Source organism: Streptomyces sp. NPDC051133 (genome assembly GCF_040682635.1).
Classification (GTDB): domain Bacteria; phylum Actinomycetota; class Actinomycetes; order Streptomycetales; family Streptomycetaceae; genus Streptomyces.
Genome location: NZ_JBFBBK010000027.1, coordinates 28260 through 47539, shown reverse-complemented (window position 1 = coordinate 47539; position 19280 = coordinate 28260). Strand labels below are relative to the sequence as shown.

Below are 19280 nucleotides of genomic sequence, written 5' to 3'. Positions count from 1 at the left end.
GCCCGCCGGGGCTCGTACGTCTCTTCCGGGCGGAAGGACCTTCCCGCGCGCCGGCGGAAAGGCCTGCTGCGGGCGCGCGGAAAGCCCTGCTGCGGGCGCGCGGCGAGGGCGCGGCCCGGGGCTCCGGGGCTCCGGGCCGCCGAAGCCCCTCCCCCCGGCGCGCCGGCCCCGGCGAGCGCCCGCCGGCCGCTCCCGCCCCCAGGTCCTTTCCTTCGGATCAGGCCGGCTCCGGCCGACAGGGCTTTCCGCGCGACCCCGGCAACGTCCGAAGGAGATGGCCTAGCCGCACCCGCCCGGCGCACCCTGCTGCGCCGCCGGTCTCCAGCCCTGCCGGCGCAGTACGGCCGACACGTCCGGGGTCCGGTAGTGCTCGCCCTTGAGGACCTTGCCGTCGGCCCGGCGGGCGACCTGTCCGTCCGGGCCGAGCTTGCTCATGTTGGCGCGGTGGATCTCCGCGATCACCTCGTCCAGGTCGATGCCGTGGACCAGAGCGGTGCCGTACGCCACGTAGACGACGTCCGCCAGCTCGTGCGCGAGCCGGTCCAACGGGCCCTCGACGGAGACCTCGGCCACCTCCGCGGCCTCCTCGGCGAGCAGCTCCCCACGGTGCGCGGCGAGTTGGGGGGCCACCTCCGTCGGCGTACTGCGGGCGTCGAGGCCGAAGGCGCGGTGGAACTCACGGACGAGGTCGGCGGGCGAAGGGCTCATACGGCGACTCTAACGGCCACCACTGACACCGCCCGCCGCCCCGCGCCCCTGCCACCGGCCCGCCCCTCACGTGCCCGCGCTCCGTCCCTCAGGTACTCCCGCGAAGTGACCCCGGCCCTGTTCAGGGCAGCGTCCCACTGGCAGGATCGCCGCATGTCCAAGGTGTTCCCCCGTGTCAGCAGGCGTCGAACGCTGCAGTGCGCGGCTGTCGGTGTCGTGGCTCTCGGGCTGCTGGCGTGGTGGCTGCTGCCCCTGGGCGAGAAGCCGCCGAGCGGGACGATCGTCTTCAGCACGGGCACGCCCCGGGGCGTCTACCAGGAGTACGGCGAGCGGCTGCGCAGCGAGCTGGGCAGGGACATGCCCGGTCTGAAGGTGAAGCTGCTCAACAGCGCCGGATCGCAGGAGAACGTCCAGCGCGTGGCGACCGGCAAGGCCGACTTCACCATCGCGGCGGCCGACGCGGTGGAGGCGTACGAACTGCGCCACGGAACCGGCGCCGGACGGCTGCGCGGCGTGGCCCGGCTCTACGACGACTACGTGCACCTCGTCGTGCCGAGCGGCTCGGACGTCCACAGCGTCGCCGATCTGCGGCACAGGCGGGTGGCGACCGGGCTGCCCGACTCCGGGGTGCGGCTGATCGCCGACCGGGTGCTGAAGGCCGCCGGCATCAACCCGCGGAAGGACATCACACCGGTCGCGGACGGCATCGACACCGGCCCGGACCAGCTGGAGCAGGGGAAGATCGACGCTTTCTTCTGGTCGGGTGGCCTGCCCACGAAGGGGCTGCTGTCGCTCGCGAAGAAGGGCGCCTTCAGGTTCGTACCGATCGACGGGGAGGTCGTCACCAGGCTGCACGGCCAGGGCGAGGAGGCGCGCTACTACCGGGCCGCCAACATCCCCGAGTCGGCCTATCCCACCGTCCAGCAGGGCACCGAGGTGCCGACGATCGCCGTGTCCAACGTGCTGATGACCCGCACGGACGTGGATCCACGGCTGACGGAATGGATGACCCGTACGGTGATCAAGAGCCGCGACGGCATCGGCGCCCACGTCCACTCCGCCCAACTGGTCGACGTGCGCACCGCCATCTACACCGATCCGCTGCCCCTCCAGGAGGGCGCCCGGCGCTACTACCGCTCGGTGAAGCCCTAGTCCGCGGGATCGCCCTCCACCTGTCTGGGCACGCTCACCGTCACACACAGTCCCTTCGGCTCGTGGTGCGCGTAGGCGATGGACCCGCCGCCCGCCGCGAGCAGGGCGCGGGTGATGGACAGGCCCAGACCCGAGCCCTTGATGTTCTGGTGACGGCCGCTGCGCCAGAACCGGTCGCCCACGCGCGCGAGTTCCTCATCGGTGAGGCCGGGCCCGGTGTCCGTGACGACGACGGTCGAGGCGTCGCCGTCGGAGGCGACGGTCACCGTGACCGTGCCGTCCTCGGGGGTGAACTTCACGGCGTTGTCGATGATCGCGTCCAGCGCGCTGGACAGGGTGATCGGATCCGCCCAGGCGGTGGTCGGCGGGCAGTCACCGGTCAGCCGGACGCCCTGGGCCTCGGCGGCCGGCGCCCAGGCGGCGACCCGCTCCTCGGCCAGCGCGCCGACGTCGGTGAGCCGCAGATCCGCCTCGGCGTGCTCGGCCAGCGCCAGGCCGAGCAGGTCGTCCAGGACCTGCGCGAGGCGCTTGCCCTCGGTGCGGACCGAGGCGATCTCCTCGTTGCCCTCGGGGAGTTCGAGGGCGAGCAGTTCGATGCGCAGCAGCAGCGCCGCGAGCGGGTTGCGCAGCTGGTGCGAGGCGTCCGCGACGAAGGCGCGCTGCTGCTCCAGCACGTCCTCGACGTTGTCCGCCATCTCGTTGAACGAGCGGGCCAGCCGTCTGAGTTCCGGCGGCCCGCCGGCCGCGGCGACCCGGGACTTCAGCCGGCCCGTGGCGATGTCGTGGGTGGTGGCGTCCAGGACCCGCACGGGCCTGAGCACCCAGCCGGTCAGCCGCAGCGCCGCGCCGACGGCCAGGAGCATCGCGGCGCTCTCGCCGGCCGCTATCAGCAGCCAGCCGCGCAGCGTCTGTGAACGCATCTGCCCGGTGGGTGAGTCGGTGACCACGACCGCCACCACGTCCCCGTCCCGGATCACCGGCGAGGCGACGACCAGTCGGCTGTGCTGCCAGGGCCACACCTGCCGCGGGTCGTGGCTGCGCCGGCTGAGCAGCGCCTCGTCGAACGCCTCGCGCACCTCGCCCTTGCGCGGTACGAACCAGTCGCCGGGTGCGTTGGCCATCGCGGAGCCGTTGCGGTAGAAGACGCCCGCGCGGATGCCGTAGACGCCGTAGTAGCTCTGCAGCTCGCTGCGCAGCGCCTCCCAGCGCTCGTCCGTGCTGGTGCGACGGGAGCCGCTGGGGCCGTCGGTGACGAACTGGGCGAGCGCCGCGAAGCGTGCCGTGTCGTCGATCCGGTCGACGACGACCTTCTGCTGCTCGGCGGCGGCCACGCTGAGGGCGAGCGGCACGCCGAGCGCGAGCAGGACGGCCGCCAGCAGGACGATGAGCAGCGGCAGGAGGCGTGCGCGCACCCGTCCCCGCTAGGCGGCCGGGGCGACGAGGCGGTAGCCGACGCCGCGTACGGTCTCGATCAGCGCGGGCATGCGCAGCTTGGCGCGCAGGGAGGCGACGTGCACCTCCAGGGTGCGTCCGGTGCCCTCCCAACTGGTGCGCCAGACCTCGCTGATGATCTGTTCCCGCCGGAAGACCACGCCCGGGCGCTGGGCGAGCAGGGCGAGCAGATCGAACTCCTTGCGGGTCAGTTGGACGACCGAACCGTCCACGCTGACCTGCCGGGTGGGCAGCTCGATGCGGACGGAACCGAGGTGCAGGGCGCTGTCGCCGCCGCCCGCCGGGTCCTCCTGGACGGTGCGCCGGCTGACGGCGTGGATACGGGCGAGCAGCTCTCCGGTGTCGTACGGCTTGACCACGTAGTCGTCGGCGCCCAGGTTGAGCCCGTGGATGCGGGAGCGGACGTCGGAGCGCGCGGTCACCATGATCACCGGGATGCTGGTGCGCTTGCGTATCTTGCCGCAGACCTCGTAGCCGTCCTGGTCGGGCAGGCCGAGGTCGAGCAGCACGACGCCGAAACCGTCGCCCTCGGGGACGAGGGCCTGCAGGGCTTCTTCGCCGCTGCGCGCGTGGGTCACGTCGAAGCCGTGCCGGGCCAGGACGGCGGACAGGGCCGCGGCGACGTGGTTGTCGTCCTCGACGAGCAGCAGTCTCATCCCAGCCCCCTCCGGTTCAGCGGTCGTACGGTCCCGGTTCTCATCGGTCTCGTAGCGCACACGCGCGCGTGCACCATGGCAGTGACGCCGATGGATAAGGACGGCGTCAAGAGGCATCCGGTTGCCCGGCGCTTTAGTTATCCGGCCGATACGCGCGCGTGGGACAACTGCTACGACACGTGTCCGATTGCTATCGGATCGTGATGCTCAGATCTCCCTCAGATGTGATGACGCAGGTCACAGCCGCTTACTACTGTCCTGCGAAACCGAGGAGGACGGAGCCCGAGAGCGATGACCAAAGTATCGGTGGCCAAGGAAGACGGGGCCGCTTCCGACGAACTGGTCGTCCTGAAGAGCGTCAACAAGCACTTCGGCGCGTTGCATGTGCTCCAGGACATCGACCTGACGATCGCCCGCGGCGAGGTCGTCGTGGTCATCGGGCCCTCCGGGTCCGGCAAGTCGACGCTGTGCCGCACCATCAACCGCCTGGAGACGATCGATTCGGGCACCATCACGATCGACGGCAAGTCCCTGCCCCAGGAGGGCAAGGAGCTGGCCCGGCTGCGGGCCGACGTCGGCATGGTCTTCCAGTCCTTCAACCTCTTCGCGCACAAGACCGTGCTCGAGAACGTGATGCTGGGTCAGCTCAAGGTCCGCAAGGCGGACAAGAAGCAGGCCGAGGAGAAGGCCCGGTCCCTGCTGGACCGAGTCGGCGTAGGCACACAGGCCGACAAGTACCCCGCCCAGCTGTCCGGCGGCCAGCAGCAGCGCGTCGCCATCGCGCGGGCCCTGGCGATGGGCCCGAAGGTCATGCTCTTCGACGAGCCGACCTCGGCGCTCGACCCCGAGATGATCAACGAGGTCCTCGAGGTCATGCAGCAGCTCGCCCGTGAGGGCATGACGATGGTCGTCGTCACCCACGAGATGGGCTTCGCGCGTTCGGCTGCGAACCGGGTGGTCTTCATGGCCGACGGCCGAATCGTCGAACAGGCTGCGCCCGACCAGTTCTTCAGCAACCCGCGCAGCGACCGGGCCAAGGACTTCCTGTCCAAGATCCTGCACCACTGACGGTGCGGGCCCGGCTCCCGCAGCCCAGGGTCGCTTTTCCCAACGGACCTCGTTCCTCACCATTCGAAGGATGTTCAGCATGAAGCTCCGCAAGGTCACCGCCGCGTCGGCCGCCGTACTCGCCCTCACCGTGGGCGCCACCGCGTGTGGCGGCAACAAGTCGGACAGCGGCTCGGACAGCGGCAAGAAGATCAAGATCGGCATCAAGTTCGACCAGCCCGGTCTCGGCCTGAAGCAGCCCGACGGTTCCTACTCGGGCTTCGACGTGGACGTGGCCACGTACGTCGCCAAGGAGCTCGGTTACAAGCCGGGCGACATCCAGTTCGTGGAGACCAAGAGCGCCGACCGCGAGAACGCGCTGGCGCGCGGGGACGTGAAGTTCATCGCCGCGACCTACTCGATCACCGACGAGCGCAAGGCCAAGGTCGACTTCGCCGGCCCGTACCTGCTGGCCCACCAGGACCTGCTGCTCAAGAAGAGCTCGAAGATCGTCCAGGCCAAGGACCTCAACGGCAAGAACCTGTGCTCCGTGACCGGTTCCACCTCGGCGCAGAACATCCACGACACGATCGCTCCGAAGGCCAACCTGAAGGAGTACAGCTCCTACTCGGAGTGCATCGCCAGCCTCCAGAGCGGTGCCGTGGACGCGGTGACCACCGACGACTCGATCCTCGCGGGCTTCGCCGCGCAGGACAAGTACAAGGGCCAGTTCAAGCTCGCCGGTCTGAAGCTGAGCAACGAGAACTACGGCGTCGGCGTCAAGAAGGGCGACTCCGCGACCCTCGACAAGATCAACAAGGCGCTGGAGAAGATGGTCAGCGACGGCTCCTGGAAGGCCGCCGTGGCGAAGAACTTCGGCCCGGCGAACTACAAGAACGAGCCCGCGCCGAAGATCGGCCAGATCGTCAAGTAACGCGGAACTCCGCCGGCGCTCACTCCGGCGGGTGACGCAGGGTCCGAAGGCGCGCCGCCGCCGCTGTCCCGGCGGCGCGCCCTGCCCTCCACGTACGCCACACACCCGGAAGCGCGGGAGATCGTGTTCGACTTTCTTCAAGATTACGACGTCCTTGGGGCGTTCTGGATGACGGTGAAGCTCACCGCGCTCTCCGCGGTCGGCTCCCTGGTCTGGGGCACCCTGCTCGCCGCGATGCGGGTCAGCCCGGTCCCGATCATGCGCGGATTCGGCGCGCTCTACGTGAACATCGTCCGCAACATCCCGCTGACGATCATCATCCTGTTCGCCTCCCTCGGTCTCGCCGACATCTTCCGCATGACGCTGGGCGCTTCCGATTTCAAGGTCCAGGGCTTCCGTCTCGCCGTCCTCGGGCTCATCGCCTACACGGCCGCGTTCGTCTGCGAGGCGATCCGTTCCGGCATCAACACCGTGCCGCTCGGCCAGGCCGAGGCCGCCCGCGCGATCGGACTGAACTTCCATCAGACGCTGCGTCTGATCGTGCTGCCCCAGGCGTTCCGCTCGGTCATCGGCCCGCTGGCCAACGTCCTGATCGCCTTGACGAAGAACACCACCGTCGCGGCCGCCATCGGCGTCGCCGAAGCCGCGACCCTGATGAAGACCATGATCGAGAACGAGGCCCAGACGCTGGCCATCGGCGCCGTCTTCGCCCTCGGGTTCGTGATCCTCACCCTGCCCGTCGGACTGCTCCTGGGCTGGCTCGGCAACCGACTGGCGGTGAAGCGATGAGTTCCGTCCTCTACGACACTCCCGGCCCGCGCGCCAAGCGGCGCAACGCCCTCCTCTCCGTCGTCTTCCTCGTCCTGCTGGCCGCACTGGTCTGGTGGGTCTGGCGGACGATGGACGACAAGCAGCAGCTGAAGTGGGCGCTGTGGCAGCCGTTCACCACCTCCGAGGCCTGGACGACGTACCTGCTGCCTGGCCTCACGAACACCCTGAAGGCGGCGGCTCTGGCCATGGTCATCGCCCTCCCGCTGGGCGCCGTCTTCGGCATAGCCCGCCTGTCGGACCACCGTTGGGTGCGCATCGTGGCGGGCGTGGTGGTCGAGTTCTTCCGGTCCATCCCGGTGCTGCTGCTGATGCTGTTCGCCAACGAGTTCTACAACCGCTACACGCAGGTCACCAGCGACGACCGGCCCCTGTACGCGGTGGTCACCGGCCTGGTGCTCTACAACGCCTCGGTGCTCGCCGAGGTCGTCCGCGCGGGCATCCTCTCCCTGCCCAAGGGGCAGGCGGAGGCGGCGTACGCGATCGGTCTGCGCAAGGGGCAGACGATGAGCTCCATCCTGCTCCCGCAGGCGGTCACCGCGATGTTGCCGGCCATCGTCAGCCAGCTCGTCGTCATCGTGAAGGACACGGCGCTCGGCGGCGTGATGATCGGGTTCGGAGAGCTGCTCAGCGAGCGCGGCACCCTCGCGGCCAACTACGCCAACGTCATCGCCAGCTTCATCGTCGTCGCGGCCATCTACATCGTGCTCAACTTCGCCCTGACGTCCTTCGCGAGCTGGCTGGAGCGCCGGCTGCGGCGCAGCAAGCGCAGCACGGGTGCGGTGCTCGGCGCGGACGACATGGAAGAGCTGAACCCGGCCGCGGTGGGCGGCACCCTCGGCACCGGCACGTACGCCTGACGCTCCGGCACTCACCCGTACGGCTCACAGGGGCAGTGGCATGATCGCCACTGCCCCTGGTCGCTTGACGCAAACTCTGCCAATGGGTTGCATACGTTCTGTGATCGTGCACCCCGCTCCACCTTCCTGTTCACTTGTCTCCGTCAGGGCATCGTCACGGGCAGGGGGCGCCGCGCCGTGGACCCGGTGATCATCGTCGGAGCGGGGCCCGTCGGGCTCACGCTCGCCCTGGCGCTGGCCCGCCAGGAGGTGCCCTCCGTCGTCCTGGACGAGGGACCGGGCAAGGACGAACCACGTCCGGCGCGCACGGTCGTCCTGCGCGAGGACACGGCCGCCCTGCTGGAGCGGCTGACCGCGGCGGCGCTCGGTGAGCAGGGCGTGCGTTGGGCCGGATGGCGCTCCCTGCGGCGCAAGCAGGTGATCAACGAGTTCACCTTCGACGAGGCGGACCCCGCGGCCCCGCTGCACGTCGCCCAGCACGTGCTCACCCACGCCCTGCGCACGGCCGTCGCCGACGAGCCCTTGGTGAAGGTGGTCGTGGACAGCCGCCTGGACGCGATCGAGCAGGAGCGTTCCGGCGTCACCGCACACACGCGTGGCGACAAGGGCACCTGGTGGCGCGGCAGTTACCTCGTCGGCTGTGACGGCCCCCGTTCGACCGTGCGCAAACTCCAGGACATCCGTTTCCCGGGCCGTACGGCGGTGGAGCGGCACGCGGTCGCCGCGCTGCGTGCGGAACTTCCCGGGGAGGGCCGGACGTTGCTCCATCGGATGCCGCCGTGGCGGCAGTCCGGGCCCTCGGCCGGGGAGGTGACCGCCCGCCCCCTCCCCGGCGGTGTGTGGCGCCTGGACTGGCTGCTGCCGCCGGGCAAGGACCTGGTCACGCCCGAGGTCCTGCTGGCCCGGATCCGCGAGACCCTCGCGGGCTGGACGGGCGTTTCCGAACCGGCGTACGAGCTGCTCGACACGGGTGTCCACACGGTGCACCACCGGCTGGCCCGCCGGTGGCGCGTCGGCCGGGTCTTCCTCGCCGGGGACGCGGCCCATCTGCTGGGCGCGCTCGGCACCCAGGGGCTGGACGAGGGCCTCAGGGACGCGGACAACCTCGCCTGGAAGCTGGGTACCGCCTGGCACCACGGCGCACACGAGGCGCTGCTGGACAGCTACCAGTCCGAGCGCCGCGCGGTGGTCGCGGCCCGGCTGCGCGCCGCCGACCAGGCGCTGCCGGTGCTGCGCGGGGGTGGCGGTCTGCGGCAGATCGTCCCGGGCGCCTCCCGGGGACACGACGCGCTGCTCACGGACGGTCATCTGGGGCGCGGCTCGGTGGGAGCGCCGGGGGCGTACGCCGACTCGCCGCTCGCACCCCGGCATCTGGAGGCCGAGATCGCGGTCGACACCTCGCCGGGCGCCGCGGTCACCGACGTGCGGGTCACGGCGGAGGACGGTTCCTTCGTTCAACTGCGCGATCGGCTCGGCCGCGGGGCCCTGCTCGTCGTGCTGATCGCACCGGGTACGGGCGTGTGGGACCGGAAGCACTGGATGTCCGCCGGAGTGATGCCCCGGCTCGCGGCCGCCGTGACCGCGCTGCCGTGTCGGGCGGAGCTGCTGGTCGCCGAGAGCTACCCGGGTGCGCCGGCGCACAGCGTGCTGCTCGTGCGCCCCGACGGCCACCTGGTCACCGCGCTGAACGGGGTACGGCCGGCCGACCTGTACGCGGCGGCGGAGGCCACCCTGGGCGGCGCGGTGAAGGAGGAGGCGCAGGCCGGCTCCGGCGTGCGCTGACCGGGAGACCCGTCGCCCCCGGTCCACATGGTGACAGTGAGTTGACCGCGCTGCGGCCGCATGCTGTACTCCGGATCGTGACCGACACCTGTGTGCGCCTGTGGCGGAGGGTCCATATGGACCTCGTCCGCTATGCGGGCTGCGTGTGTCGCCCGTCCTGCTGAAATTCGCATCCCTTTTCTCCGGGCGCCGTCGCGCGCCCGTTCGGCGAACCTTCATCAGGCCTCAGGACGGTGAACGTGTCTGTCTCCTCTCCTTCCACGTCCCCTGCTTCTTCCGCGTCCCCTGCTTCTTCCGCGTCCCCTGCTTCTTCCGCTTCCCCCGCTGCCGGCGGCCCGGCGCCCACCCAGGCGGACCTTCTCGACTTCGTGCGGCGTACGGCCGCCGACGCCGAGCTGATCGCCTCCCTTCCGCTCGACCCGGAGGGCCGCACCTGGGTGCGGCTGAACGGGCCGCGCGGCAGCGAGGCCTGGCTGATCGGCTGGCCGCCCGGCACCGGCACCGGCTGGCACGACCACGCCGACTCGGTCGGCGCCTTCCTCACCGCCGCCGGCGAGCTCAAGGAGAACTCGCTCGCCGCGCGGCTGCCGACCGACGGCTGGAAGACCCTGGAACTGGCCGAGGGCGTGGACCGCGAACGCCGGCTGTCCGCCGGACAGGGCCGCGCGTTCGACCGTCACCATGTGCACGAGGTGCTCAACGAGTCGCCGGACCGACACGCGGTCTCCGTGCACGCCTATTACCCGCCCCTGCCGCAGATGCGCCGCTACAGTCGCGCCGGCCAAGTGTTGCGCCTGGAGCAGGTCGAGCGCCCGGAGGACTGGCAGTGAGCACCACCACCCGTCGGCCGCCGGTCGGCATCGACACGTTGCTGGAGCGTGTGCGCGCCGGATACCAGCGCATCGAGGCACCGGAGGCGCACGAGGCGGCGCAGAACGGCGACGCCTTGCTGGTCGACATCCGGTACGCGGCCCTGCGTGAACGCGACGGGCTGATCCCCGGCGCCCTGGTCGTGGAGCGCAACGAACTGGAGTGGCGCCTCGATCCCCAGGGCAGCCACCGTCTCCCGGAGGCCACCGGGCACGACCTGCGGGTCGTGGTGATCTGCAACGAGGGCTACGCCTCCAGCCTCGCCGCCGCTTCCCTGCACCAGCTGGGCCTGCACCGGGCGACGGACCTGGTGGGCGGATTCCAGGCCTGGCGGACGGCGGGGCTGCCGGTGGAGCCGGTGGAGCCGGTACGGCCATGACGGCTACGGGGCGCTGCCGACGGTACGGGTGACGTACGTCGGCAGCGCCCCACCGCCCCCTCTTCGCGCTATTCCTGTGCCGTGGCCACCGTCACCGCGCGCACCCGCAGCGCCGCACGCCCCGGTACGGCACCGGCCGCCAGTGCGAGGAGGCCGGCCACCGCGACGACGCTGACGTAGAGCAGCGGCGTGACGCTGGGGGCCGCCCGGCCGGTCATGCCGAGGCTGAACGCGGTGAGTACGGCGAGAGCGATTCCGCTGCCGAGCGAGGTGGCGAGGAGCAGCACGGACAGCGTCTCGGTGCGCAGCATGCGCAGCACCTGGCGACGGGTCGCGCCGGCGAGGCGCAACAGGGCGAACTCCCGGACACGTTCAGCGACGGACATGGCGAGGGTGTTGACGACGGCGATGGCGGTGAACGCCAGGACGAGTCCCATGGCCAGGTAGTTGACCTCGGCGTTTGTCTGCTGCTGCTCGGCGTGGAGGCCGTCGGCGGCGGCCGGCGAAAGAATTTTCAGCCCCGGGAACTCACGGAGTGTAGTCGCGAGTTGTGTCTGTGTACGGGTTGAGCCGACGAGGACGGAGGAGGCGAGCGGGTTGTCGACGTGGCGGGCGATGAGGTCGTGGGCGAAGGTGAGGTCGCCGAAGCCGAGACCGCGGGCATAGACGGCGGCGACGGTGAGCGTGGCGGGCGTGCCGTCGCCGAGCGTGACTTTCAGGGTGCTTCCGGGCTTCAAGTGGTGCTGGTCGGCGGCGAGTTTGCTGACGGCGACCGTTGCGGGGGCGAGCCGGCCGAGGGAGCCGGCGGTGACCTCCGGGTCCCAGGTGCGGGTCAGCCCGGCCGGGGTGACGCCCTGCGCGGGGTACTTGTCGAGGCCGACGCGGACGGTCGTGCGGACCACTTCGGTGACGGTGTCGTGCTGGGCGCGCAGCCGCTGTGCGGCCTCCCCGGGGACGCCGGGGCCCTGGGCGGCGACCACCCAGTCCGCTTTGACACCTTCGCGCGCCTGGGTGCGGGCGGCGTCGCCGAGGGTGGACTGGACGAACAGGACCGTGCAGGTCATACCGACGAGCAGGGTGAGAGGGGTGACGACGGAGGCCATACGGGCGGCGTTGGCCCGCAGGTTGGCGGTGGCGAGCCGGCCGCCGTGACCGGTGAGCCGCAGCGGTCCGGCGAGAAGCAGCGCGGCCGTCCTGACCAGCAGGGGACCGAGGAGGGCGACGGAGGTGGACAGGATGATGACGGCGAGGAAGGTGACGGGGGTCGAGGCGGCCTCGGTGCGCAGGGCGCCGAGGACGGCGACGAGGACACCTCCCCCTGCGAGCAGCAGCAGTCCGGCCGCGAGGCGGCCCCAGGCGGGGCGGGCGCGCTCGGTCTTGGCCTCGGCGAGGGCCTCGGCCGGGCGGATCCTCGCGACCCTGCGCGAGGCGATCCGGGCAGCGGCCCAGGCACCGAGAAGGGTGGCGGCGAGGCCGGCGAGCGGGGGGAAGGCGCTGACGGTGCGCTCCAGCGTGGCGGGCACGGCGCCGAGGGCGACGAACCGGGAGTACAGCCAGCCGCCCAGCGGCAGCCCGAGGAGTGCGCCGGTGGTGCCCGCTGCCGCGCCGACGATCAGCGCCTCCCGGCCGAGCAGCGTACGGATCTGTCCGGACGTGGCGGCGATGGCGCGGAGCAGGGCGAGTTCGCGGTGGCGCTGCTGGACGGTGAGCGCGAAGGTGCCGACGACCACGAGTACGGCCACGAGCAGCGAGGTGCCACCCATGGCGCCGCCCATGCTGACCAGACGGACACGGGCGGCGGCCGCGTCCAGGAACTCGACCGGTCCGCGGGCGTCTCCGGTGCCGACCTGGGCGGTGGTGCCGTGCAGCGCCCGGACCGCCTCCTGCCGCACTCGCTCGGGGTCGGCTCCCTTGGCCGGCAGCACCCCGAACGCCGTGACCTGGCCCGGGTGTGCGGCCAGCCGGCGGGCCTCGGCGGTGGAGAAGAACAGGGACGTCTGGTGGCGTACCGCGGTGGCCGGAGTGGCGACACCGGTGATCCGGTACCGGCGCGGGGCCTGCGTGGACTGCACGGTGAGACGGTCGCCGGGGCGCAGATGCGCCCGTGCCGCGAGGTAGTCGTCGACGACCAGGTCGCCGTCGGAGGTGGGCGGGCTGCCCGCCGTCAGCCGGTACGGCGTCAGCGCGGCCGAGTCCCAGGCATGCCCGTAGGCGGTACGGCCACCGGTTCCGGCCGGGGTCGACGGCTGGGCCAGGAAGGTGAGTTCGGGTACGACCCGGGCCGCGCCGGGGAGGCGGGCGAGTCTGCTGCCCAGGCGGGCGGGCAGCCAGGCGCGCTCGGCGATGGGCTTCGCCTTGTGCTTGACCTTGGTCTTGCCGTGCTTGTGCTTGACGGTGGTCTGGTGGACGTACTGGTCGCCGGAGACCACCACGGGAGTGGCGGCGTAGCGCTCGGTGGGGATGGTGCCGCGCAGGCCGGTGTCGAGCAGCGTCCCGCACGCGGTGATCAGAGCGGCAGCGCACATCAGGGCGAGGAAGGCGCCGAGAAAGCCGGCCTTTCGGGCGCGGACTGTCCGGAGGGCGTAACGCAGCATCATCGGGGAGGGCTCTCTTCTGTTGTGCGTGTGGGTTGTGTCGTACACGTCCGGCCTCGGCCGTGTGTGCCGTGGTCCGGAGTGTGCGTACAGACTCGCCCGCGCGGGGGTGGGAGAGCACTGCGGTGGCCCGGCGTCTTCGCCGGGGGTTACCCCCACCAAGACGACATGCCCATGACAATCATGCGCGCCCGACCGGTGGCCCTTCGTGGCACACACCGATGGCCGTCCGGCCGGCCCCGCCGCGCCGGACGGGGCACCCGGACGTCAGAAGTCCCCGTCTCCGAGGAGTTCCGCGTCCTCGCCCTCCTCCGCCAGAGCCTGACGGACGACACGGAGGGCCATGCCCTCCGGATAGCCCTTGCGGGCGAGCATGCCGGCGAGGCGGCGGAGCCGCTTGTCGCGGTCGAGGCCGCGGGTGGCGCGCAGTTTGCGGGCGACGAGGTCGCGCGCGGTCGCCTCCTCCTGTTCGGAGTCGAGCTGGGCGACTGCCTCGTCGATCAGCGTCGAGTCGACCCCCTTGGTGCGCAGTTCCTGGGCGAGTGCGCGCCGGGCGAGCCCCCGGCCATGGTGCCGGGACTCCACCCAGGCGTCCGCGAACGCGCCGTCGTCGATCAGGCCGACCTCTTCGAACCGCGACAGCACCTCCTCGGCCACCTCTTCGGGGATCTCCCGCTTGCGCAGGGCGTCCGCGAGCTGCTTGCGGGTGCGCGGGGTCCCGGTGAGCAGGCGCAGGCAGATCGCCCGGGCCCGCTCAGCCGGGTCCCCTGAAGACTCCCCCCGCTCGGCCCTCGACGAGGAAGGGGCGCCTTCGTCCTCACCGGGCGCGTCCCCGAAGCCGCGCCGCCGCCGACCGCCGCGTCCCCGCCCGCCTCGCGGACCGGCGGGGCCCCCGGCGCCACGGCCGGGCGAGCCGCCCCCGTGCGGCTCGTCGGCCGCGCCGTCCGGGTGGATGCCGTCGCCCTCCTGGGCACCGGCGGAGCGGTACGCGCCGTGCTCGTCACGTCCGTACCCGCCGTCACCGTCCGCGGCGGAGTCCCCGTGATCCCCGGTGCCCCTCCCCCGTGGGGCACCGGGGGTGGCGTACTCGTACTCGGCCCAGTCGGTTCGTCGTGTCACGGGTCAGCTCTTGGCTGCGGCGGCCTTGGGCTTGGTGGCCTTGGCGGCTGCCGTGGCGGGCGCCGCCTTGGCGGAGTCCTCGGCCGCGGTGGTCACCGCCGCGTCCGCGCCCGGCTCGGCAACGGGCTCCTCCGGCCGGACACCGACGCCCAGCTTCTCCTTGATCTTCTTCTCGATCTCGTTGGCCAGGTCGGGGTTGTCCTTGAGGAAGTTGCGCGCGTTCTCCTTGCCCTGGCCGAGCTGGTCGCCCTCGTACGTGTACCAGGCGCCGGCCTTGCGGACGAAGCCGTGCTCCACGCCCATGTCGATCAGGCCGCCCTCGCGGCTGATGCCGTGGCCGTAGAGGATGTCGAACTCGGCCTGCTTGAAGGGCGGCGCGACCTTGTTCTTGACGACCTTGCAGCGGGTGCGGTTGCCGACCGCCTCGGTGCCGTCCTTGAGGGTCTCGATGCGGCGGATGTCGATACGCACCGACGCGTAGAACTTCAGCGCCCGGCCACCGGTCGTGGTCTCGGGGGAGCCGAACATCACGCCGATCTTCTCGCGGAGCTGGTTGATGAAGATCGCGGTGGTCTTGGACTGGTTGAGCGCACTGGTGATCTTCCGCAGCGCCTGGCTCATCAGCCGGGCCTGGAGACCGACGTGGCTGTCGCCCATCTCGCCCTCGATCTCCGCGCGCGGGACGAGCGCGGCGACGGAGTCGATGACGATGAGGTCGAGGGCGCCGGAGCGGACCAGCATGTCCACGATCTCCAGGGCCTGCTCGCCGTTGTCCGGCTGGGAGAGGATCAGGTTGTCGATGTCGACGCCGAGCTTCTTCGCGTACTCGGGGTCGAGGGCGTGCTCCGCGTCCACGAACGCGACCTGGCCACCGGCCTTCTGGGCGTTGGCCACGGCGTGCAGGGTCAGGGTCGTCTTACCGGAGGACTCCGGTCCGTAGATCTCGACGACACGGCCGCGCGGGAGGCCACCGACACCGAGGGCGACGTCGAGTGCGGTCGAGCCGGTCGAGATGACCTCGATGGGCTCCTTCGACCGCTCGCCCATGCGCATGACCGCGCCCTTGCCGAATTGCCGTTCAATCTGTGCGAGCGCGGCGTCGAGCGCCTTCTCGCGGTCGGTTCCTGCCATGGGTTCCACCCGGTTTGCTTGAGTCGATCGCTTCACGTCAAAGACGCTAACGCCTGCCACTGACAATGCGCCCCGACGCAGGCCCAGCCTGTGGATAACCGAGGTACTTCTCCCCGCAAATCGGGACGAAGTCTCTTGCCGAAAGCCTCGCCTGAGCCTCCATGAGAATGGATGTTCGATTTTGGTGTCAAGCGCGCCACGACGGCACCCCGAGGCCGGCGCGGGGAAGCGGGGCCGTCGGCCCGGACCGGCGGTCGAGCCCCTACTCCCGGCGGTGCAGCGCGACTGCCTTCGGCCGGAGGACGACCTCGCGGCCCGCTCCCGGGAGCCTTGGGCCATGAAGATTCCGCGCGCCACCGACCGTCTCTGTCATGCGACGGGACTGTTCCTCGTCCTGTCGGGCCTCGCGCACCTGGTGGTGTTCGCGGTCGACGGCGGCCCCTGGGACGGCCCCGTGTCCTGGCGCAAGCCGGTCACCTTCGGGCTCTCCTTCGGGCTGACCCTGATGGCGATCACCTGGGTGACGTCGTATCTGCGGGTCGGCGCGCGGCTGCGCTCGGTCCTGCTGCTCGTCTTCGCCGCCGACTGCGTGGTGGAGGTGGGCGGCATCACCCTCCAGGCATGGCGCCGGGTGCCCTCGCATCTGAACATGGAGACCCCCTTCGACACGGCGGTGTCCATGACCCTCGCGGTGGGCGGCGGTGTACTGGTCGCCCTGCTGACCGTCTTCGCCGTCGCGTCCTTCCGGCACCGCCCGACGGGCCCCGCCGGCATGTCCCTCGCCGTCCGCTCCGGCTTCGCGATCCTGCTGGTGGCGCTGGCCTCGGGTGCGGCGATGATCGCGCGCGGGGTCGTACTGACCCGGACCGGCCACCAGGAGGCCGCCTTTCACTCGACAGCCCCGCTCAAGCCGTTGCACGGCGTGAGCCTGCACGCGGTCCTCGTCCTGCCCCTGCTGGCCTGGCTGCTGTCCCGCTCCCCCTGGAGCGAGCCGGTGCGCCTGCGGATCGTCACCACGGCGGCCGGCTGTTACGCGGCGGCCGTCGCCGGAGCGATGGTGTGGGCGGTGCTCACGTACTGAGCGGCTGAAGACGCCCGGCGGACCGGGCCCAGGCGGGCCGGCCTACGACGACTCCTCCAGGCCTGGCCGCCCGTCCCACAGTCGCCGCACCCGCGCGATCAGCCCCGGACCGCCCGGCCCGCGGCCCCGGTGCCCGTGCACCCGCGGGTCGTCCGTGACGGCGTACCGCTTCACGTAGGCCCCGAGGAACGCCTGCAGGGTGGCCACCGCGGGGATGGCGATCAGCGCGCCGACGGCGCCCAGCAGCGCGGTGCCGGCGATGACCGAGCCGAAGGCGACCGCCGGGTGGATGTCGACCGTCTTGGCGGTCAGCTTGGGCTGCAGCATGTAGTTCTCGAACTGCTGGTAGACCACGACGAAGACCAGCACCCACACCGCGTACCAGGGATCCACGGTGAACGCGATCAACATGGGCAGGGCGCCCGCGAGGTACGTCCCGATGGTGGGGATGAACTGCGAGACCAGGCCCACCCAGACGCCGAGCACGGGCGCGTACGGCACGCCCAGGGCCTGGAGCAGGATGTAGTGGGCGATGCCGGAGATGAGCGCCATGAGGCCGCGCGAGTAGAGGTAGCCGCCCGTCTTGTCGACGGCGATCTCCCAGGCGCGCAGCACCTCGGCCTGGCGCGCGGGCGGCAGGACGGAGCACAGGGCGCGGCGCAGCCGGGGGCCGTCGGCTGCGAAGTAGAACGAGAACAGCCCGACCGTCAGCATCTGGAACAGCCCGCCGAGCACCTGTGCGGACACGTCGAGGACGCCGGCCGCGCTGTTCTGCGCGTACTTGCGCAGCCAGTCGGAGTGGAGCAGGCCCTCCTGGACGTCCACTCTTCTGAGCTGCGTGTGGAACGTCTCGTTGATCCAGTGGATGAGCGAGTCAAGGTAGTCCGGGAACCCCTCGACCATCTTGATGATCTGGCCGGCCAGCATGGAGCCGAGCAAGGCGACGAACCCCGCGGTCACGACCGTCAGCGCGAGGAAGACCAGGAAGGTGGCGAGCCCCCTGCGCATGCCACGGGCGGCCATCCGGCTCACCGCCGGCTCGATCGCGAGGGCCAGGAAGAACGCGATCAATATGTTGATCAATAGCCCGGTCAGCTGGTGGAAGGCCCAGCTGCCCAGCTGGAACGAGGCGATCAGCGCGAGTGCGAGCACCATGGCGCGCGGCAGCCAGCGCGGCATGCGGCCGGCCGGGGCGACGGCGCCGGGGGCCGGAGGCCGGTCATGCGGTGTCGTACCGGTCGGTGCCGTGTACCGGGTGGGCGACTCGTTGTCCTCGTCAGTGGGTGCCACGGACCCAGTCTCGCCCACGTCACCGACAACCGGCGCCCACCTGCGGTTTTCGTGACCGATCAGTGCCGTAGCGTGCAACCCTTCCCGGACGATCGGGTCATTTCGGTCACCGTTCCGCGCCCCGTCCGCAGGAGGGGAAGGACGCGAGACTCCGAGGTCCGCGTCAGCGCCTCTCGCCCGGCACGTTCATGACCGTGCAGACGACGCGCCAGACGTCCCTCGCCTCCCAGCCGGCGTCCAGCGCCTCGTTCACGGTGCGCCCGCCCAGCTCCGACATGACGTGATCGCGCGCGAAGGTGTCGGCGTACCCCGGACCGAAGTGTTCCGCCATCCGCTGCCAGAAGACCGTCAACCGCATGACTCCAGTATCCCGCCCCTGGGGGTGGGGCCTGCCCGGGACGGCCTTGCGAGAACGCTTTCCGCCCTACGGTCTGACGCATGGCCGAAACCGGAGCTTCCCCACTCCCCTGCACGCCCCCGGCACGCTCCCCGCTGTTCCGCGCCGAACAGTTCGTGTGGCTCACCGCGCGCGTGCTGGAGCAGCACCTCTTCGCGTACCACTTCCTGAACGGCGCCGCGGCCGCGGTGGAGACGGCGCTGGACGCCTATCGCAACGAGGACGGCGGCTACGGGCACGCGCTGGAGCCCGATCTGCGCGGACCTGTCAGCCAGCCCCTGCACACCGCTCACGCCCTGCGGGTCCTGGACGCCGTCGGGCGGTGCGGCGGGCAGCGGGTGGAGCGCGTGTGCCGCTATCTGACGTCCGTCTCGACCGCCGACGGCGCCCTGCCGGCGGTCTGTCCCAGCCAGCGCGGCTATCCGGCGGCACCGTTCGTCCCGGTCGTCGACGACCCTCCCAGCGAGCTGCTCGCCACCGGACCGGTGGTCGGGCTGCTGCACCGCAACGAGGTGTGGCACGCCTGGCTGTTCCGGGCCACGGACTTCTGCTGGCAGGCGGTGGAGAGCCTGGACAAGTCCCACCCCTACGAGGTGGAGGCGGCCGTGGCCTTCCTGGACACCGTTCCCGACCGCCCACGTGCGGAGGCCGCCGCCGACCGGCTGGGCCGCCTGGTGCGCGACCAGCGGCTCGCGGCACTGGACCCGGACCGGCTCGAGGCCTACCCGGTCGCCTCCGGCTACGCCCCGGGCGAGCACCACTTCCCGCACGACTTCGCCAGAACCCCGGACTCGCTCGCGCGCGCGTGGTTCACCGACGACGAGATGGCGCGTTCCCTGGACCGGCTGGCCGCCGAGCAGGAAGAGGACGGCGGGTGGCCGGTCCGCTGGCGCCACTGGGCAGCGGCCCCCGCGCTGGAGGCACGCTCCATGGTCACGATCGAGGCGCTGCGCACGCTGCGGGCCCACGGCCGCTTCGTGGGCTGAACCGGCTCCTGCCC

The 19280-nt window shown here is 71.3% G+C and carries 19 protein-coding genes; 11 read left to right on the top strand and 8 right to left on the bottom strand.

Annotation, left to right across the window (positions count from 1 at the left end; translation table 11 throughout):
* Positions 1-279 precede the first annotated feature (279 nt).
* Positions 280-708: a MazG nucleotide pyrophosphohydrolase domain-containing protein gene (locus AB0N17_RS26410; RefSeq protein ID WP_366013974.1), complete on the bottom strand. Its 429-nt coding sequence runs from the start codon at positions 706-708 to the stop codon at positions 280-282.
* A 153-nt stretch (positions 709-861) separates the two neighbouring features.
* Here AB0N17_RS26410 and AB0N17_RS26405 point away from each other — a divergent pair, with 153 nt between their 5' ends.
* Positions 862-1860 carry a TAXI family TRAP transporter solute-binding subunit gene (locus AB0N17_RS26405; protein ID WP_366013973.1) on the top strand — a complete coding sequence of 333 codons (999 nt, stop codon included), beginning with the start codon at positions 862-864 and terminating at the stop codon, positions 1858-1860.
* Here AB0N17_RS26405 and AB0N17_RS26400 read toward each other — a convergent pair.
* A complete protein-coding gene (locus tag AB0N17_RS26400; protein WP_366013972.1) occupies positions 1857-3272 on the bottom strand; it encodes a HAMP domain-containing sensor histidine kinase in 1416 nt (471 codons plus the stop codon). The two genes, AB0N17_RS26405 and AB0N17_RS26400, sit on opposite strands and share 4 nt — an antisense overlap.
* A 9-nt stretch (positions 3273-3281) precedes the next feature.
* The gene (locus tag AB0N17_RS26395; RefSeq protein WP_366013971.1) at positions 3282-3968 is read right to left on the bottom strand and encodes a response regulator transcription factor; all 687 of its coding nucleotides are present in this window, start codon (positions 3966-3968) and stop codon (positions 3282-3284) included.
* A 291-nt stretch (positions 3969-4259) separates the two neighbouring features.
* Between AB0N17_RS26395 and AB0N17_RS26390 the strand changes: the two genes are divergently transcribed.
* The 8 genes from AB0N17_RS26390 to AB0N17_RS26355 all read left to right on the top strand — a co-directional run bounded on the left by AB0N17_RS26390 (position 4260) and on the right by AB0N17_RS26355 (position 10668).
* Positions 4260-5036 carry an amino acid ABC transporter ATP-binding protein gene (locus AB0N17_RS26390; protein ID WP_366013970.1) on the top strand — a complete coding sequence of 259 codons (777 nt, stop codon included), beginning with the start codon at positions 4260-4262 and terminating at the stop codon, positions 5034-5036.
* A gap of 79 nt (positions 5037-5115) precedes the next feature.
* Entirely contained in the window at positions 5116-5949 is an 834-nt protein-coding gene (locus tag AB0N17_RS26385) for a glutamate ABC transporter substrate-binding protein (protein ID WP_366013969.1), read from the top strand.
* Positions 5950-6072: 123 nt separating this feature from the next.
* Complete coding sequence (locus AB0N17_RS26380; RefSeq protein ID WP_366013968.1) at positions 6073-6738, top strand: amino acid ABC transporter permease; 666 nt, start codon at positions 6073-6075, stop codon at positions 6736-6738.
* The gene (locus AB0N17_RS26375) at positions 6735-7637 is read left to right on the top strand and encodes an amino acid ABC transporter permease (protein WP_366013967.1); all 903 of its coding nucleotides are present in this window, start codon (positions 6735-6737) and stop codon (positions 7635-7637) included. The genes AB0N17_RS26380 and AB0N17_RS26375 overlap by 4 nt, the downstream gene beginning before the upstream one ends.
* 177 nt (positions 7638-7814) lie before the next feature.
* Positions 7815-9419: an FAD-dependent monooxygenase gene (locus tag AB0N17_RS26370; RefSeq protein ID WP_366013966.1), complete on the top strand. Its 1605-nt coding sequence runs from the start codon at positions 7815-7817 to the stop codon at positions 9417-9419.
* A gap of 77 nt (positions 9420-9496) precedes the next feature.
* Positions 9497-9583 carry a putative leader peptide gene (locus AB0N17_RS26365; RefSeq protein WP_313960178.1) on the top strand — a complete coding sequence of 29 codons (87 nt, stop codon included), beginning with the start codon at positions 9497-9499 and terminating at the stop codon, positions 9581-9583.
* A 75-nt stretch (positions 9584-9658) separates the two neighbouring features.
* Positions 9659-10249, top strand: a complete 591-nt coding sequence (locus AB0N17_RS26360; RefSeq protein ID WP_366013965.1) for a cysteine dioxygenase — start codon at positions 9659-9661, stop codon at positions 10247-10249.
* A complete protein-coding gene (locus AB0N17_RS26355) occupies positions 10246-10668 on the top strand; it encodes a rhodanese-like domain-containing protein (RefSeq protein ID WP_366013964.1) in 423 nt (140 codons plus the stop codon). The genes AB0N17_RS26360 and AB0N17_RS26355 overlap by 4 nt, the downstream gene beginning before the upstream one ends.
* A 68-nt stretch (positions 10669-10736) precedes the next feature.
* Here AB0N17_RS26355 and AB0N17_RS26350 read toward each other — a convergent pair whose 3' ends face one another.
* From AB0N17_RS26350 to recA, 3 genes are all read right to left on the bottom strand, one after another.
* Positions 10737-13265: an ABC transporter permease gene (locus AB0N17_RS26350; RefSeq protein WP_366013963.1), complete on the bottom strand. Its 2529-nt coding sequence runs from the start codon at positions 13263-13265 to the stop codon at positions 10737-10739.
* Positions 13266-13529: 264 nt separating this feature from the next.
* A complete protein-coding gene (gene recX, locus AB0N17_RS26345) occupies positions 13530-14381 on the bottom strand; it encodes a recombination regulator RecX (protein WP_366013962.1) in 852 nt (283 codons plus the stop codon).
* A 3-nt stretch (positions 14382-14384) separates the two neighbouring features.
* Positions 14385-15512 carry a recombinase RecA gene (recA, locus tag AB0N17_RS26340; protein WP_366013961.1) on the bottom strand — a complete coding sequence of 376 codons (1128 nt, stop codon included), beginning with the start codon at positions 15510-15512 and terminating at the stop codon, positions 14385-14387.
* A gap of 337 nt (positions 15513-15849) precedes the next feature.
* On the opposite strand from recA, the gene AB0N17_RS26335 reads away from it, so the two are divergent.
* Positions 15850-16593 carry a hypothetical protein gene (locus tag AB0N17_RS26335; RefSeq protein ID WP_366013960.1) on the top strand — a complete coding sequence of 248 codons (744 nt, stop codon included), beginning with the start codon at positions 15850-15852 and terminating at the stop codon, positions 16591-16593.
* A gap of 42 nt (positions 16594-16635) precedes the next feature.
* Here the strand turns inward: AB0N17_RS26335 and AB0N17_RS26330 are convergent, their stop codons facing one another.
* Both AB0N17_RS26330 and AB0N17_RS26325 read right to left on the bottom strand, forming a co-directional pair.
* Positions 16636-17883, bottom strand: a complete 1248-nt coding sequence (locus AB0N17_RS26330; protein WP_366013959.1) for an AI-2E family transporter — start codon at positions 17881-17883, stop codon at positions 16636-16638.
* Positions 17884-18046: 163 nt separating this feature from the next.
* A complete protein-coding gene (locus AB0N17_RS26325; RefSeq protein ID WP_366013958.1) occupies positions 18047-18241 on the bottom strand; it encodes a DUF3046 domain-containing protein in 195 nt (64 codons plus the stop codon).
* 80 nt (positions 18242-18321) lie between these two features.
* On the opposite strand from AB0N17_RS26325, the gene AB0N17_RS26320 reads away from it, so the two are divergent.
* Positions 18322-19266 (top strand): hypothetical protein, encoded by a 945-nt coding sequence (locus AB0N17_RS26320; RefSeq protein ID WP_366013957.1) that lies wholly within the window; start codon positions 18322-18324, stop codon positions 19264-19266.
* Positions 19267-19280 lie beyond the last annotated feature (14 nt).

Bases quoted from the DNA above. Each gene is read 5' to 3' on its own strand.
- AB0N17_RS26320 (WP_366013957.1), top strand. From the start codon at position 18,322: ATGGCCGAAACCGGAGCTTCCCCACTCCCCTGCACGCCCCCGGCACGC.
- AB0N17_RS26405 (WP_366013973.1), top strand. From the start codon at position 862: ATGTCCAAGGTGTTCCCCCGTGTCAGCAGGCGTCGAACGCTGCAGTGC.
- AB0N17_RS26410 (WP_366013974.1), bottom strand. From the start codon at position 708: ATGAGCCCTTCGCCCGCCGACCTCGTCCGTGAGTTCCACCGCGCCTTC.
- AB0N17_RS26335 (WP_366013960.1), top strand. From the start codon at position 15,850: ATGAAGATTCCGCGCGCCACCGACCGTCTCTGTCATGCGACGGGACTG.
- AB0N17_RS26390 (WP_366013970.1), top strand. From the start codon at position 4,260: ATGACCAAAGTATCGGTGGCCAAGGAAGACGGGGCCGCTTCCGACGAA.
- AB0N17_RS26375 (WP_366013967.1), top strand. From the start codon at position 6,735: ATGAGTTCCGTCCTCTACGACACTCCCGGCCCGCGCGCCAAGCGGCGC.
- recA (WP_366013961.1), bottom strand. From the start codon at position 15,512: ATGGCAGGAACCGACCGCGAGAAGGCGCTCGACGCCGCGCTCGCACAG.
- AB0N17_RS26395 (WP_366013971.1), bottom strand. From the start codon at position 3,968: ATGAGACTGCTGCTCGTCGAGGACGACAACCACGTCGCCGCGGCCCTG.
- AB0N17_RS26350 (WP_366013963.1), bottom strand. From the start codon at position 13,265: ATGATGCTGCGTTACGCCCTCCGGACAGTCCGCGCCCGAAAGGCCGGC.
- AB0N17_RS26385 (WP_366013969.1), top strand. From the start codon at position 5,116: ATGAAGCTCCGCAAGGTCACCGCCGCGTCGGCCGCCGTACTCGCCCTC.
- AB0N17_RS26325 (WP_366013958.1), bottom strand. From the start codon at position 18,241: ATGCGGTTGACGGTCTTCTGGCAGCGGATGGCGGAACACTTCGGTCCG.